Origin of the sequence: Streptomyces bambusae (assembly GCF_020532645.1) — a bacterium.
Lineage (GTDB): Bacteria > Actinomycetota > Actinomycetes > Streptomycetales > Streptomycetaceae > Streptomyces > Streptomyces bambusae.
Map to the genome: position 1 here is coordinate 38,315 of NZ_JAJAUZ010000039.1, position 13,383 is coordinate 51,697.

General features: G+C 72.8%; 26 protein-coding genes. All 26 read right to left on the bottom strand.

The window, feature by feature from the left end; all coding sequences use genetic code 11:
- Window positions 1-6: 6 nt before the first annotated feature.
- The 26 genes from LG634_RS24750 to LG634_RS24875 all read right to left on the bottom strand — a co-directional run bounded on the left by LG634_RS24750 (window position 7) and on the right by LG634_RS24875 (window position 13,383).
- Window positions 7-669 (bottom strand): hypothetical protein, encoded by a 663-nt coding sequence (locus LG634_RS24750; RefSeq protein ID WP_226736409.1) that lies wholly within the window; start codon window positions 667-669, stop codon window positions 7-9.
- 47 nt (window positions 670-716) lie between these two features.
- Complete coding sequence (locus tag LG634_RS24755) at window positions 717-1,688, bottom strand: hypothetical protein (RefSeq protein ID WP_226736410.1); 972 nt, start codon at window positions 1,686-1,688, stop codon at window positions 717-719.
- A complete protein-coding gene (locus LG634_RS24760) occupies window positions 1,685-1,957 on the bottom strand; it encodes a hypothetical protein (RefSeq protein WP_226736412.1) in 273 nt (90 codons plus the stop codon). Before LG634_RS24760 ends, LG634_RS24755 begins: the two co-directional genes overlap by 4 nt.
- An 85-nt stretch (window positions 1,958-2,042) precedes the next feature.
- Window positions 2,043-2,453, bottom strand: a complete 411-nt coding sequence (locus tag LG634_RS24765; protein ID WP_226736414.1) for a hypothetical protein — start codon at window positions 2,451-2,453, stop codon at window positions 2,043-2,045.
- Window positions 2,450-2,620 carry a hypothetical protein gene (locus LG634_RS24770; protein WP_226736416.1) on the bottom strand — a complete coding sequence of 57 codons (171 nt, stop codon included), beginning with the start codon at window positions 2,618-2,620 and terminating at the stop codon, window positions 2,450-2,452. Before LG634_RS24770 ends, LG634_RS24765 begins: the two co-directional genes overlap by 4 nt.
- Before the next feature lie 2 nt (window positions 2,621-2,622).
- Window positions 2,623-3,027 carry a hypothetical protein gene (locus LG634_RS24775; RefSeq protein ID WP_226736417.1) on the bottom strand — a complete coding sequence of 135 codons (405 nt, stop codon included), beginning with the start codon at window positions 3,025-3,027 and terminating at the stop codon, window positions 2,623-2,625.
- Window positions 3,024-3,308 (bottom strand): hypothetical protein, encoded by a 285-nt coding sequence (locus LG634_RS24780; RefSeq protein ID WP_226736419.1) that lies wholly within the window; start codon window positions 3,306-3,308, stop codon window positions 3,024-3,026. Before LG634_RS24780 ends, LG634_RS24775 begins: the two co-directional genes overlap by 4 nt.
- The gene (locus tag LG634_RS24785; RefSeq protein WP_226736420.1) at window positions 3,305-3,793 is read right to left on the bottom strand and encodes a hypothetical protein; all 489 of its coding nucleotides are present in this window, start codon (window positions 3,791-3,793) and stop codon (window positions 3,305-3,307) included. The genes LG634_RS24780 and LG634_RS24785 overlap by 4 nt, the downstream gene beginning before the upstream one ends.
- 169 nt (window positions 3,794-3,962) lie before the next feature.
- Window positions 3,963-4,436, bottom strand: a complete 474-nt coding sequence (locus LG634_RS24790) for a hypothetical protein (protein ID WP_226736422.1) — start codon at window positions 4,434-4,436, stop codon at window positions 3,963-3,965.
- A gap of 75 nt (window positions 4,437-4,511) precedes the next feature.
- Complete coding sequence (locus LG634_RS24795) at window positions 4,512-4,841, bottom strand: hypothetical protein (RefSeq protein ID WP_226736424.1); 330 nt, start codon at window positions 4,839-4,841, stop codon at window positions 4,512-4,514.
- Between the two features lie 26 nt (window positions 4,842-4,867).
- Complete coding sequence (locus tag LG634_RS24800; RefSeq protein WP_226736426.1) at window positions 4,868-5,203, bottom strand: hypothetical protein; 336 nt, start codon at window positions 5,201-5,203, stop codon at window positions 4,868-4,870.
- 11 nt (window positions 5,204-5,214) lie between these two features.
- Entirely contained in the window at window positions 5,215-5,658 is a 444-nt protein-coding gene (locus tag LG634_RS24805) for a helix-turn-helix domain-containing protein (RefSeq protein ID WP_226736428.1), read from the bottom strand.
- 16 nt (window positions 5,659-5,674) lie between these two features.
- Window positions 5,675-5,992, bottom strand: a complete 318-nt coding sequence (locus LG634_RS24810) for a hypothetical protein (RefSeq protein ID WP_226736430.1) — start codon at window positions 5,990-5,992, stop codon at window positions 5,675-5,677.
- The gene (locus LG634_RS24815; protein WP_226736433.1) at window positions 5,989-6,240 is read right to left on the bottom strand and encodes a hypothetical protein; all 252 of its coding nucleotides are present in this window, start codon (window positions 6,238-6,240) and stop codon (window positions 5,989-5,991) included. Before LG634_RS24815 ends, LG634_RS24810 begins: the two co-directional genes overlap by 4 nt.
- A gap of 56 nt (window positions 6,241-6,296) precedes the next feature.
- A complete protein-coding gene (locus tag LG634_RS24820; RefSeq protein ID WP_226736435.1) occupies window positions 6,297-6,716 on the bottom strand; it encodes a hypothetical protein in 420 nt (139 codons plus the stop codon).
- A gap of 8 nt (window positions 6,717-6,724) precedes the next feature.
- A complete protein-coding gene (locus LG634_RS24825) occupies window positions 6,725-8,479 on the bottom strand; it encodes an AAA family ATPase (RefSeq protein WP_226736437.1) in 1,755 nt (584 codons plus the stop codon).
- 11 nt (window positions 8,480-8,490) lie between these two features.
- Window positions 8,491-8,790, bottom strand: coding sequence for a hypothetical protein (locus tag LG634_RS24830; protein ID WP_226736439.1), 300 nt, complete (start codon window positions 8,788-8,790; stop codon window positions 8,491-8,493).
- Complete coding sequence (locus tag LG634_RS24835; protein WP_226736441.1) at window positions 8,790-9,113, bottom strand: hypothetical protein; 324 nt, start codon at window positions 9,111-9,113, stop codon at window positions 8,790-8,792. The genes LG634_RS24830 and LG634_RS24835 overlap by 1 nt, the downstream gene beginning before the upstream one ends.
- A complete protein-coding gene (locus LG634_RS24840; protein WP_226736443.1) occupies window positions 9,110-9,511 on the bottom strand; it encodes a hypothetical protein in 402 nt (133 codons plus the stop codon). Before LG634_RS24840 ends, LG634_RS24835 begins: the two co-directional genes overlap by 4 nt.
- Window positions 9,508-10,200 (bottom strand): WhiB family transcriptional regulator, encoded by a 693-nt coding sequence (locus LG634_RS24845; RefSeq protein ID WP_226736445.1) that lies wholly within the window; start codon window positions 10,198-10,200, stop codon window positions 9,508-9,510. Before LG634_RS24845 ends, LG634_RS24840 begins: the two co-directional genes overlap by 4 nt.
- Complete coding sequence (locus tag LG634_RS24850; RefSeq protein ID WP_226736447.1) at window positions 10,197-10,634, bottom strand: hypothetical protein; 438 nt, start codon at window positions 10,632-10,634, stop codon at window positions 10,197-10,199. Before LG634_RS24850 ends, LG634_RS24845 begins: the two co-directional genes overlap by 4 nt.
- On the bottom strand, window positions 10,631-11,203 hold the full coding sequence (locus LG634_RS24855; protein WP_226736511.1) for a RuvC family protein: 573 nt from the start codon (window positions 11,201-11,203) through the stop codon (window positions 10,631-10,633). The genes LG634_RS24850 and LG634_RS24855 overlap by 4 nt, the downstream gene beginning before the upstream one ends.
- Before the next feature lie 5 nt (window positions 11,204-11,208).
- Entirely contained in the window at window positions 11,209-11,421 is a 213-nt protein-coding gene (locus LG634_RS24860) for a hypothetical protein (protein ID WP_226736449.1), read from the bottom strand.
- Window positions 11,418-11,798 carry a hypothetical protein gene (locus LG634_RS24865; RefSeq protein WP_226736451.1) on the bottom strand — a complete coding sequence of 127 codons (381 nt, stop codon included), beginning with the start codon at window positions 11,796-11,798 and terminating at the stop codon, window positions 11,418-11,420. The genes LG634_RS24860 and LG634_RS24865 overlap by 4 nt, the downstream gene beginning before the upstream one ends.
- Window positions 11,798-12,625: an exonuclease domain-containing protein gene (locus LG634_RS24870; protein WP_226736453.1), complete on the bottom strand. Its 828-nt coding sequence runs from the start codon at window positions 12,623-12,625 to the stop codon at window positions 11,798-11,800. Before LG634_RS24870 ends, LG634_RS24865 begins: the two co-directional genes overlap by 1 nt.
- Window positions 12,622-13,383 carry an ERF family protein gene (locus LG634_RS24875; protein ID WP_226736455.1) on the bottom strand — a complete coding sequence of 254 codons (762 nt, stop codon included), beginning with the start codon at window positions 13,381-13,383 and terminating at the stop codon, window positions 12,622-12,624. The genes LG634_RS24870 and LG634_RS24875 overlap by 4 nt, the downstream gene beginning before the upstream one ends.

Consider the following 13,383-nt stretch of genomic DNA (forward strand, 5'->3'; position numbering starts at 1 on the left):
CTCGCCTCAGGCCGCTGCCGCTGCTCGGCGGCCGGCGTCGGCGGCCAGCTCGGCCTCGGTCCAGCTGGTCTCGCACTCGCTGCAGCGGACGTACAGGTCACCGTCCGTGCGGGTCAGGGTCAGGCCGTCGCACCGCGGGCACGGCCGGGTGACCGCGCGGGTGATCGGCCGGGTGGAGGTGATGTGCCAGACACGGCCCATCATCTCGCGCAGCTCGGCGTGCATCTCCCCAGCCCAGGGCTGGCGTGCGGCGCGTTCGAGGTGCCGGTCGAGCCACGCGGCGAGGGCCGTCTCGGACACGGTGGCCGGCGGGTTCAGGTAGCGCTGCTCCTCGGACAGCAGCTGCACCCAGCCGTAGAGGGTGGCGGCGATGGGCGGGTGGCCGGTCTGGTCGCCGTGGGGGTCGTGGACGGTGCCGGCGGCCCAGGGGCCGAGGATGTTGAGGGTGTCGCCGCGGCCGGGGCCGTCGGGGGTTCGGGTGCCGGAGCGCACCGGGCTGCCGGTGGTCTCGCGGTGGGTGGAGGCGGCGAGGACGACCAGGGTGTTGGGGATGCTGGCGAGCCACCGGCGGATCGTGTGCACGCAGGGGGTGCACAGCTGCTGCCCGGTGTCGGTCTCGGTGTCGCGGAGGGTGTGGGTGCAGGTGGAGGCGGCGCAGGGCTGGGACACGGTGGGGCTCCTCGTGCGGGTCGTACGGGCGGGTCAGGCGGTGGCGGTCAGCCCTCCGAAGCCCACGTGGCGCTGTAGGCCTGGTCGGGCGCGGTCCGGATGAACGCCTCGTGGTAGCCGGTGTGGCCTTCGCGACGGCGGCAGGGCTGTCCGGACACGGGCCCGCCGCCAGCGGAGAGGAGGCCACACCGGCTACCGGACTCCTCCATCAGCACGGCTTCGGCACGCCCGCGCTTCTCTGGCGCCCGCGTCGCCGCTTCGGGGCCGGGCAGGGGAGGCGGTTCCGGCAGGGCGCGGACCGCTGCCCGGTAGCGGCGGGCCTTGGCAATCGCGGCGTCGTCCCAGCCGAACGCGTCGGCCATCTGCTGAAGGGTGTCGTGGGCGCACTCGATGTCGGTGCAGCCAGGCTCGCAGTCCCAGCCGCAGATGACGGCCCACAGCCAGGCGTCCTCGCGGGTGGCGCCCCAATCGCGGGAGCTGGTGGCGAGGAGCCGATCGAGGCCGTCGAAAAGCTGGGAGAGGGCCGCGAGCGCGGCCTCGGCCTGCTCGGCGCGCTGTTCGGCGGCGAGGTAGTCGGTCAGGGCCTTCGCGGTGTCCCGGGCGGCTGACTGGGCGAGGCGCTCCGCTCTCTCTGCCCGGTTGAGGGCGTCGGTGCAGGTCTGCCTGATGTTGGCGTCCAGGTGCCGGGTGAGGCGGAGTTCGCCGTACAGGGCGTCGAGTTCGTCATCGGTGATCGTGTCTGCCGTGCGCCGGCGGGACGATGCCGGGGCGGTGAGGATGTCGGGGGTGATCGTCCGGCCGTCGGCGGCCTTGATGCTCTGCCCGTGCTGGAGGTTCCACAGGTCCGCGTACCCGAAGGGGCCGCCTTGGCAGGACATCAGCGGCGGGCAGGGCCGTTCGGCGCCCGGCCGGGCGAGGCACAGGCAGCGGTGCAGTCGGCTCGTGCCGTGCGTGACAACGTGCTCGCACTCGTCGCCGGGGGCATGCTGCGGATGTTCGCAGGTGGGGCAGTTGGTCATGTCAGACCTCCGGTGGGAACGGTCGCGGGGGTGGCGGGGTCGGCGCACCAGGGGCAGCCGGCGGCGGTCTCGGTGTGGTGCTCGTCGTGCACCGCGCGTGAGTGGGTGCAGTGCTCCAGCTCGGGTGCGATGGCGGCGAGGACGGCGTCGGCGATGGCGTGGCGTACCAGGTACGGGAGGCGCCAGCGGCTGGTTTTGAGGCCGGTGAGGACGCCATCGCGGGCGAGCGCGCGTCGGCGGTCGGCGGCGCTCATCAGCGGTCCGTCCATGCGCGGTAGAGGGCGTATCCGCCGGCGGTGATGCTGAGGGCGAGCCAGGCTGCGGCGAGCCAGAGCAAGACGGTGAGGGCGGTGGTCATCGGGTGTCTCCGTTGGTCGGGCCGGCGCCGAGGACCGCGCGAGCAGCGGCGGCAACGCGGCACATGAGGTCGCAGGTGTAGTCGTCGCAGGCGGGCCGGTAGTGGTCGTGGGCCAGGACGGGGTACGCGGTGGCAAGGTCGGCTGCGGCATCGAAGAGTTCGGCGAGCGCGGTTCCAACGCCGGGGTGCATGGCGGCGGCGTACTGCGCGTCGCACAGCCGGACGAACCCGCCGCCCTCGTAGCCGTGTCCGGCGATGTCGGGCTCGTCGGGCGTGGTGCCGAGCCCGGCCTCGAAGTCGTCCGGGGCGTCGTACTGGACGGCGTGCCAGGGTCCGTCGGTGGCTGCGCTGGCGAGGTGGTCGCGGAGGAGGGTGGCGGCGGCGCGGAGTTTGTCGGCGGGCGTCATCGTCGGTTCCTGTCGTGTCGGGCCCAGGTCGGGCGGTGGGCGGCGTGTCGGGCGCGGCGGTGCTGCTGCTCGCCGTGCCGGATGCCGCGGCCGACGAGGAGCGCGAAGGGGACCGAGATGAGGCACCAGGCGCCGGCCGCGGCGAGCACGATCGCGAGGACGGACACGGCTACCCCTCGCCCCCGGCGGCCATCCGGCGCGTCCACTCGCGGACCTCGGCCAGGGCCTTCCCCCGCAGCTCGGTCATGTACGCGAGGAGGTCGGCCGGGGTGATGGTGCCGCCGTCGTCTACGGCCTCCTGCACGTAGCCGGTGAGTTCGGTCCAGGCGGAGGCGTAGTCCGCGGTAGGCAGGTCGAGGTCGGTCCACACGATCTGGGTGGCGCCGCCGTGGCCGTGGACGTGGTCGACGCTGGCCTGCCCGCGGTCCCAGAACACGATGCTCGGGTGCTCGCCGAGCCAGCGGACGGAGGCGGTGCCGTCGGGCCAGAGGATGCCGTCGGCGACGCGGCCGGTGCCGGAGACGCCGGTGATGTCGGTGGTGCGGTGGAGGTAGAAGCGGCGGGGCGTGGTCACGGTGTGGGCTCCTCGGGTTCGTGTGGCCAGGGGGCGAGTCGTACGGGCGGGGACAGCGGGGGCGGCGGGTCGTGGCGGGCCCGCCAGGCCTGCCGGGCGCGCCCAGGGTGTGTAGCGAGCCAGACGAGGTCCTCGGCGGAGAAGATCGTCCACACGGCCGCGTACCGGAGGCCGGTCGGCCGGGTCTGCCAGCGCGCCCAGTCGGAGGCTCGGCGGGCGGGGCGGGCGCGGCCGGCGAGGTAGCCAGCCACGACCGCCACGGCCAGGAGGAGGCCGGTCACCGCGGGTCCGCCCCATCGTCGTCGGGCAGCGGATAGCCGGCGTCGGCCAGGTCGCGGACGAGATCGTCTGCGTCCCAGCCGGCGCCGTCGTTCACGTCGACGTACCAGCGGCGGACGATGTCGAGGGCCTCGGCGACGGTCCGCGTCTTCGGGGTGTCCCACCGGCAGGTCTCGTCGCCCTTCTGCTTGACGTCGCGGTGGACGTCAAGGTGGCGGGGGCTGCGCTGGCAGGTGTGGTGGTGGCCGGGCTCGGGGCAGGGGGTCCCGCAGGTCGGCACGGTGACGGGGGTGGGCGTGTGGCCGGCCTGGCGGACGGTGTCGCGGAGTCCGGCGACGAGTTCCTCAACGCGGTCGGCGGGGATGTGCGGCGGGTCCTTCGGGGTGACGATCTCGACGGCGGGCCCGCCCTCGGCCGCGGGGACGGCGTGGAGGCGGATGGGGTCGCCGTGGGGGTCGGTGTACTCGTACGTCGGGTGGTTGTTCATCGGTTCCTCCTGCGTGCTGCTCGGGCGAGGGCTCGGCGGGTGGCGCGGTTCGGGGGTGGCGGGTCGGGCTGGTCGTCGTCGACGAGGTGCTCGGCGCGGGCGAGGACGGCCTCCCAGGTGATGCCGGGCCGGCCGGGGCACTCCCCAGCCGGGACCGACGAGGGGCCGCTCACGAGGCGGGCCCTTCCCAGACTCCGCTGCGCCCGTCCGTGCCTTCGCCGTGGTGCGCGCCTTCGTGGCCGTGTGCCAGGGAGCAGATGCGTCCCAGGGACGGGTGCTTGGCCGGGCAGCCGTGGAGCGGCTGCACATGCGCGCTGGCCGGCGGCCGGCGGTCGATGTCGCTGACCCACGCGGCGCACACGGCGGCGACCTGCACCAGCTCGGCGCGCAGACGGGCGGGGTCAGACTCGGCGAGGGCCTCGTAGACCTCCTCCTGAAGCACCATCCTCCACGTGAAGGTCGGGGCGCCCGCGTGTTCTTCGGCGAGCTCGCGGTGGCGGTTGGCCAGGTGGCGGAGGATCCCCGTGCCGGTGCCGTCGGGGTGTCGCTGGTCGCCGAACTTCGCGAGCTGCTGCTGTCGTTCGGCGTCGATCTCCTCGGCGAAGCGGGCGACGCCGGGGGTGGTGAAGAGGCTGGGGTACATCGGTGGCTCCTTCGGGGTGGATGCTGGTGGTGCCGGTCGCCGCGCACTGCCCGCGCGGCGACCGAGCGGGCGGGTTCAGGTGGTCGGGTCGGGCACGGGCAGCCACTGCATGACCGTCACGGGCCGCTGCTCGACCTCTACGGCCTCGACCGTGTCGCCGTACCAGCCGTGGTTCGGGGGTCCGCCGTCGCCGACCTCGTAGTCCCCGGTGTCGATCGGGGCCTCGTACTCGACGGCGTAGGCGGTGGTGCCGCTGAGGAAGATGCAGCGGCGCTGGGCGGTGTACTTCAGCGTGGCGACGTACTCGTCGGCGAGGAGGTCGGGGTCGTACTGGATGTCGTCGGGGCTGTCGGGCGGCACGCCGAGGGCGGCGAGCTCGTCGAGGGTGAAGCGGCGGGTGGGCATGTTCGGCTCCTTGCGGGTGTGGCAGATCAGTTGGCGGTCGGGGCGCAGCTGTCGTGCCGGTCGCAGCGGCAGGACCCGCACACGCCGCACCGCTCAATCGCGGCCGTGTCGCAGGCGGGGCACATGCCGGGCTCGTCGCCCTTGCAGGCGGGGCAGAGGTCGCCGGCGGCGCCGCAGTCCCACTGGCCTTCGGTGTTGAGGTGCGCGCGGGCGACGCCGAGGCGCTCGGCGGAGGTCATGCCCGGGGTGACGATGTAGTCGGCGGTGACGGCCTGGCCGCAGAGGTCGCAGTACACGGTGATCAGCGACGGGTACGGGCTGGTGTCGTTGTTGAGGTCGGCGAGGCTGAACGGCAGGGACACGGCGGTCTCCTTCAGGTGGTGGTGTGCGGCCGGCGGGGCGGGTCGGGCTGGATGTCGGCGGGGGTGATGACCTCTGCTTTCAGGCACAGGGCGATGAGCCGGGGCCGCGAGGCAGCGCCGTTCACGCCGAATTTGGTGGCGATGTTCCGCAGGTGGGAACGGAGCGTGTCCGGCTCGATGTCCAGGCGGGCTGCGATGGCGTGGCTGTCGTGCCCGGAGGCGACCTCCCGCATCAGTTCGACCTCGCGCAGGGTCAGCGGGGTGTCGGGGGCGTAGGCGGTGGCGGGCAGCGTGGGCGTCGGGGTGTGGCGGTGGACGAGGTCGCGGCGTGCGCGGCCGCAGCGGCACCAGGGGCTGTCGGGGCGGCTCATGAAGGGGTGGGGGTGGCGGGTGTCCTCGGCGGGGTGGCCGCAGCGGCAGCGGCCGCCGGCGGCGGGGACGAAGTAGTGGGGCATGGGGGCTCCGGGCGGGTTAGGTAGTGGGGCGGGGCTGGATGGCTCGTCCGCCGAGTCCGGCCGGTCGGTAGGCGTCGGGTTCGTCGACGTCCCGCGGCCGGTGTTCCTCGATGAGGGCGTCCAGCCAGGCCGGCATCTCGGCGGTGGGTGGCCACGCTTCGGCCGTGTCCTCCCACTCGACTGCGATGTCGACGCGGGCGATGTCTGCTCGGATGGCGTAGGTGAGGCGGATGCCGCAGGGGCGTCGGCGGCTGCCGGTGAGGCTGGTGAGCGGCGGGGTGTCGGTGAGGTCGATGCGGACCTCGTGGCGGATCTCGCGGACGGTGGCGTTCACCGGGCGGCCGGGCGGGCGATGCCGACGGGCCGGTACGCGGCGAACACGCTGCGGGAGATCGGAATGGCCACGCCGCCGCCCCACGTTGCGGCGACGCGCAGGTCCGACAGGCCGCCCACGGAGACGCTCGGCGTGGAGAAGAACGGCGGCTCCACGGGGATCGCAGCGACGTGCGACGGGGTGGTGCCGGCGACGAGGACGTGCTCGCCGTGCGGGGTGAGGTAGACGGTGCCGGGCGTGGGCTGCATGCGGGGTCTCCTGACGGTGCGCGCGAGGATCGGGGAACCGGGTAGCGGGCCGGCGGTCATCGCATGGGGTTGTGGAAGGTCCACCAGCCGTCGTGGTCTTCGGGGATGGCCGGGTAGTTCGCGAGCATCGGTTCGAGGAACGTGAGGTGTAGGGCCTGCTCGAAGGGCTTCTGGGAGCCCCAGTAGTGCTCGCCGTCCCAGCGGCCGTGTGGGTCGCCGCCGTATCGGCTGTCGAGGTTGTTGCTGAGGATGGCCTCGGGGCTGGAGATGTCGGGCTCTTCCCCAAGTCGGTGGGCCCAGAGCTGGAGGGTTCCGAGGCAGGCGTAGGTGGTGCCGTTTTTGCGTCGGAACCAGGCGGCTTGGCAGGTGCCGGAGAGCCAGTAGGCGCCGTGTCGGTGGGTTCGTTCTGCGGTGACGGTGGTGAGGTCGATGGCGAAGGGTTTGCGGGAGATCAGGAATCGGGTGTCGCGGTGCATGGGTGCTCCTATGCGGCGGTGTTGGGGTGGCTGCCGGTGTCGGGGTCACAGGGGAGGCAGGTGGTGTATCCGCGGTCGAGTCGGTAGCCGTGGAGGGGGGTGTTGCAGACGGTGCAGAGGGGGGTGTTGGGGGTGCTTGTTCCGGGCGTTCCCTCCCCGTTCCCACTCTTCGAGTGGGAAGCGGGGGGAACGGGGGGTGTTCCAGACGTTTCCGCGACCGTTCCGGGAAACGTTTGAGCTGGGGCTTTACCGTTACTTGACCCGTTCCGGGAAACGTTTCCGGGAACGGGGTCTGGAACGGGGTCGGGGAACGCTTCTGAGGAACGGGCGATTGACGCTTTTCGGGCGCGGACGATTTCGGCGATCCGGCCGCTCCCAGCCGGGATCTTCAGCTCGGCGAGGGCGTCCCGGACGACGCGGTTTCCGGCGTCCATCGGCACCCCGTGGGCCTTGAGACGGGCCATGATGTCCGCGTCGGTTCCGGGCGCCGCGGGGGCATCTTCGGTGTCCCAGGTCATGAGGACGTGGCGGGTGCCGCCGGGGGCGTAGTCGTCGCCGTTGCGGCGGGCGTGCCGCACGATCGCGAAGGAATCCGGGCCGATGCCGGTGCGGGTGTGGGTGCGCTTGAGGGTGAGGGAGCCGCCGCCCTGGGACCGGAGTTCCCACACGTGGTCGACGTCCTGGGTCTTGGCGGAGGAGCCGCGGGCGCCGCGCTCGCCGTCCTTGCCCATGTGGTCGATGCGCACGGACGCGATGTCGGCGCTCTTCAGCGGGAGCAGGGTGTGGCGGTAGAGGGCGAGCCAGGTGTCGGCGTCGTTCTCGGGGCCGCTGATGAACCGGGAGACGGTGTCGAGGCAGACGACTTGGGCCTCGCATTCGCGGACGAGCGCGAGGAGGTCCTGGCCGCCGGCGGCGGTGTCGAGGGGCCGGATCGGCGGGAACGAGGCGTAGGAGAACAGGCCCATCCGGCCGGGCCCGGCGCCGTACGAGACGAGGCGCTGCTGGATTTCCTTCTGCCCGTTCTCGGCGTCGACGTACAGCACCGAGACGGGGTCGTGGGCGCGGTCGCCGAGGAACGGGAGGCCGCTGGCCATCCGCCACAGCCACTCCTGCACGAACAGGGACTTGCCGGCCTTGCCTTCGCCGACGACGGCGATCTGCTGGCCGGGGGCGAGGAGTCCGCCGAGGAGGAGCTCGACGCTGCCGTAGTCGGTGGCGAAGAACTCGGCCCAGTTCAGCAGGCTGTCCGTGAGCCGGGCGGAGGCGCCTTCGGGCGCGGCCTGCGCCTCGGCGTGCCGGGTGGCGAGCTTGTCGAGTTCGTCGGGGTCGGCGGCGCCGGTGAGGATGGCGGCCTCGATGGCGGTGGCGTGTTCGAGGTGGCGGCGCAGCCGAGCCTTGTTGTGGATCTCCTCGGCGAACGAGGGGGCCATGAGGCCGGAGATGACGTCGCAGCCGAGGCGGTCGATGAGGAGCCCGCCATTGACCTCGCCCAGCCGGTCGAGCCGCTGGATCTCGTTCTTGACGAGGACAGGGTGGAGCTGCTTTCCCTCGGCGACCATGCCGGCGACGACGTCCCAGATGAGTTGGGTGTGCCGCAGGTACAGGTCGTCCCGCTTCATGATCTGGGCGCAGGCGTTGAAGGCGTCGGCGTTGTGCATGATGACGCCGGCCACGAGGTTCTCGGCGTCCGGGTCGTAGGGGACGCGCCGGTTGAGGCCGTCGTGGTCCGCCTGCTGGTGCGGGATTCGGCGGACGTTGTCCACGTGCGGTCTCCTCAGAAGAGCGTGGTGGGTTCGGCGGGCGGGCAGCGGTGTTCGGTGACGTGCGGGTGCGGGCAGCCGGCGGGGTGGTCGCGTCCGGCCCAGGTGAGGCGCCGGGTTGTGTGCGGGGTGGAGCGGAGGCACCAGATCAGCCGGTTCGGCTCCCGGACCGCGGTCTGTTCGGCCGGGGTGAGTGGGGTGAGGTCGGCGACCACGTAGAGGGCGGCAACGATGCCGACCCACTGGCGGTGCACCGGGGTCCGACAACGAGGGCAGCGGGAGTCGGCGCCGCCCTCGCTGCCGGACCGGCTCATCAGGCCGCGTGCTCGTCGAGCGTGCCTTCGGCGGTGCGCCGCTGGTGCAGGTCGCGCATGATCTGCCGGAGTTCGTTCTCGAAGATGGCGTCCGGGGCGATCTCCAGGTCCGCAACCCGGATCTTCACGGACGGGTTCTTGTCCTCCTCCGGGCCGGGCTGGGTGCGCTCGGCGTGGACGAACTCCACGACGCCGAGCCAGCGGCCGGTGCGCAGCTTGAACATGTCGGCGGCGTAGGGCTCCAGGGCCTCGCCGACGTCCGTGAGGACCTTGCTGTCGAGCTTGACGTCGGCGTCGGTGTGGATGCGGATCGGGGTGCTCATGCGGCGTGTGCTCCTTCGGTGGTGGTGAATCCGGGGCATGTGGCCCGGTGGGTGGTGCGGATGTGGCTGATGAGGGCCGTGACGGCCAGGGCGCCGACGACGGTGTCGGACTCGTGGCCGCAGGCCAGGCACTCGTAGCGGGCGCGCGGCTTGCTGGCCCAGGTGCCGTTGGAGAGCTGGCGGCCCATGTCGATGAACAGGGCGGCGGTCACGCGGCGCGGCGGCTCGGGCGTCCGGCGGGCCGGGCGGTGCTGCACGGGCGTGCGGACGGCCGGAGCGACCTCGGCGTGCACGGTGCGGGGCTGCGGGGCGTGGGTGGTGCACCGCCAGCCGCCCAGGTACAGGCGGACCGGCCCGTCGTGCGCCGCCGGAACCTCGCACGGCCGGACGCCCGTCACGCCGCCACCCGCGCTTCGCGCAGGGACCGGTCCGTGAGGTGCCCGCCGGCAATGCACCCGGCCCGGCCGCACACGGCCTGCACCTTGCCCTCCGGGGCCCGCCCGTGCTCGGCGACGAACGCCAGCTGCGGGCCCGAGTACTGGCGGCCGTCGATCTCCGGCCGGAACCCGGGACGGTTCCACAGCACGTGGCCGTCCTCGGCGGGCACGGCGTACTCGCTCAGGAGTCGGCGGACCGTCCGGGCGGCCGCGACGCGCTCGGCGAGCGGCGGGATGCCCAACGTGATGCGCCTGTCGCGGATGGTCTGCTTGCGGACGCCGAGCTGCCGTCCGATGGCGGCGTCCGACAGTTCGCCGGCGTGCAGCAGTTCGTCGGCGGCCCGCAGTGTGTCCGGGTTTTCGAGGGTGTCCGTGGCCGGGGTGACTCCGGCGAGCTGGGCCCGCTGGACGGGGTCGAGGCCGCCGCGGACACCGAATCGGGCCCACTGGCTGTCGTTGCGTTCCTCGGCGAGTGCGGAGCGCAGGCAGATGTCCTGTACGGGGCAGCGGCGGCAGTGTGCCTTGGCCGCAGCGACGTCCTTCGGTTCCTCGGAGTCGAACAGGGTCGGCTGCCGGCTGCACGTGGCGTGCTGCTGCCACTCGCCGGCGGCAGGCAGTACGGGCATGGCGCGGCCGATGACGGCGCTCATTCGGCACCTCCGAAGATCTGGGCGTACAGGGCCTTGGCGGCGGTGCGGGCGGGCTGGTCGTCGATGTGCGCGGGGGCGACGCAGAGGGGCCGACCGCAGCCGGGTCCCGTCCGGCCGATCGGCTCCCGACCGTTGTGGATCCGGAACGCGACGCGGTAGGCGGTGAACAGGCGGCCGCCGTGGCGGAAAGCGGGCAGGCCGCAGCCGTTGAGTCCGCCGAGCCACTTCATGTGGCCGCCCTTCACCCGGCGGGTGCGGCTCAGGAACAGCTCCTCGGGGCTGTCGCTCGGGCGGATTCCGGACCGGACTCGGGGGATGCCGAGCGTCCGGCGGGCGACCGCGACGCCCTTCGAGTCGGTGTGCAGCTGCTTGGCGATGGCCCGGTCGGACAGGCCGGCGCGGAGCAGTTCGGCAATGTCGGCGCGAACGTTCATCGGGCCACCGCCGGCATCTGCGGGGGCCACTGCACCTTGGCCAGCGCGGCCGCGCACCGGTCCGGGACCGGAGCCAGCTGGTAGCCGAGCCAGTCCATGCCCGCGGCCATCGCGACGTAGGCGTCGGCCTCGTCGTAGCGGGCGGCGCCCTCGGTGTGCACGCCGTACCGGTCGGCGACCGCCGACCGCACCTCGCCCTTGGCCGCACGGCCGTAGCCGGTGGCGTACAGCTTGAGCGACGTCGGGGCGATCACGCCGTAGGGGATGCCGCGGCGGTGGCAGAACAGCCTGACCAGGCAACGGAGTCCGGCCATGTCCTCGTGGCCGGCGAGGGCCGCGTGCCCGTACGAGGGGCCCTCCATGACGACGAGGTCGGCCTGCTTGATGTGGTCGCCGATCTGTCCGGCGAGGTAGTTGAGGCGGTGGTCGCCGCGGGCCTTGGTGCGGATGCGGGTGGTCCAGCCGGGCCCGGCGAGCCCGGTGGACGTGAGCGAAAGATCCAGCCCGACGACCAGCGGGGTGTTGGTGCCCGCGGCCGGGAGGGTGGTCATCCCGGCCGCGGGGGTCATGGCGGTCACTTCGTGACCCCCTTGCGGGCGGCTGCCCGGTCGCGCTGGCCGGCGGCCTCGGCGATCCGGCACGGGTAGCACAGCGGTTCCTTGCGCCACCGGTGCTGCTTCGCACCGTTCACGGTCCCGTGTGCGATGGGCTTGCGCTGGCCGCCGGACGGCTTCTTGAGACCGATGGCCTTGATGAGGTCGTCGAGCTGGGGGTCGGTGAGCGTCACGCCGCCACCGCCTCGGCGCCCGGCGCGGCGGAGATGCCGTCGTTCTCGGCCTGAAACTCGGCGAGCCGCCGCTCCAGCCCGCGAGCCGCCGCAACAGCCTGGTCCCGCTCGTACCGCAGCTGCCGGGTCTGCGCGTCGTCCACGACCCCGGCACGCAGCTGGTCGATCAGGCGGGCCCGTCGCTCCAGCTCCGCCGTCAGGAACCGGATCTGGTCGTCCGTCCCGCTGGACCGGGTCTGCATGTTCTTGGTGAGCGCGGCGTGGGCCGACTCCAGCCGGGTCTCCAGATCGCGAATCTTCACCGCCTGCCCAGCAATCACCCCGGCCGACCGGGCCTGGTCGCCGCGGAATCGGCGGATGAGGTCTCGTACACGCATCACAGGTCTCCGTCCTGCTGGTGGGGAATCAGCGGCCAGTGGGGATCGATCACCGCGGCCGGGTCGTGCTTGTCGCCGGCCTTCGCCGGGTCTCGCAGGTACGCCTGGAAGCGGATCGCGTCCTCCCGGGCCCACGCGGCCTGCCGGGTGTGCAGCTCGTCGAGGCCGACCGCCAGGGAGCTGAACCGCTGTGTGCGCAGCCTCCGGACCCACTCCGGGCGGTCCTGGTGGCGCAGGTGGGCGATCTGGCCCATGCGCCAGGCCGCCCGGGCGGACATCAGCGCGTCGTACTCCGCGCCGTGCGCAGCCGCCTCGTCCCACGCCAGCCCGTACGTCTCCGCGGTCGTCCGCATCTGGTACGGGCCCTGCGTCTCCGACACCCGTCGCCGGTACGGGGCGGCCTGCTTGTCGAGGACCATCGTGTCGATGACCCGCATCCGGTCGCCGGCGTCGGGGATCGTCTCGGTCAGCGGGCCGCCGAGGTGCCGGCGGGACTCGGCGCACAGCAGGTTCAGGTCGTAGCGGCCGATGTTGTGGCCGACGATCGGGACCCCGGCCGCAACGACCTCGGACAGGGCCGTCACGATCTCCATGACGCCCTGGTTGGCCGGCTGGCCGTGCTCGGCGGCGTACTCGTCGGTGATGCCGTGCACCGCGATCGCTTCCGGTTCCATCGGGATGCCGGGTGCGAGGAGCCAGGTGCGGGTGTCGGTGGGCAGGCCGCCGCTGATGAGGATCAGGGCGCAGGTGACGATGCGGGCGGTCGCGTGGTCCTTATCGGAGGACTCGAAGTCGAGGGCGGCCATCCGGCCGAGGTGCCAGCTCACTGGACACCCCCGGCGCGCTCCTTGCCGATGCGGACGACCATGTCGCCGATCCGCTCCTCCTCGCCCACCTCGTTCGTCACCAGAGCGCCGAGCTGCCGGGTGCTGCTCAGTTCGTGGTGGATCTGCCGCAGCCGTCCCGCGCTCGTGTGGGGATTGCAGATCTCATCCAGGTACTCCGAGGCCGGCCGCACGGGGCTCGGTGCACGCTCGAACTCGACGGCGTCGGCGTCACGGTCCTCGGTGGGCACCAGGCCGGCCGACAGCAGCAGCGTGCGCAGCGCCACGCTCTGAGCCTTGGGTGTAGACCGGCCGCCGGTGTCGGACGCTTCCCCCGCCGCCTGGGTGTCGAAGTGATCACCCGCCGGGCCGAAGATGCGGTAGGTCACGAGCACGGTGCATTCCCGCTTGACCCCGCCGCCCTTGGTGCTGATGTCGCGGTACTGCGGCTCGACCGCGACCGGCGCGACCACCACCCCGTGCTTACGGCATGCCGGCCCGAATGCGTTCAGGGCCAGGTCGACGCCGCGGAAGTTGAAGCGGCCAGCCGCCCCTCCGTCGAACCGCTGGTTCTTGCCGATCGCGCGGACCTCGCCCATCACCCGCGACCAGGCGACAACCGCGGAAACCACTTCAGCGTCCTTCGTCAGGTCCCCGAGGTCCGGCTCCTCGAAAGTCGACGCTGCGATGCCTTCCGCCAGCTGTCCCTCGGCCGGTGCAGTGCGGCCAGCGGCCGCGGCAGCGTTCTCACGCAGGCCCAT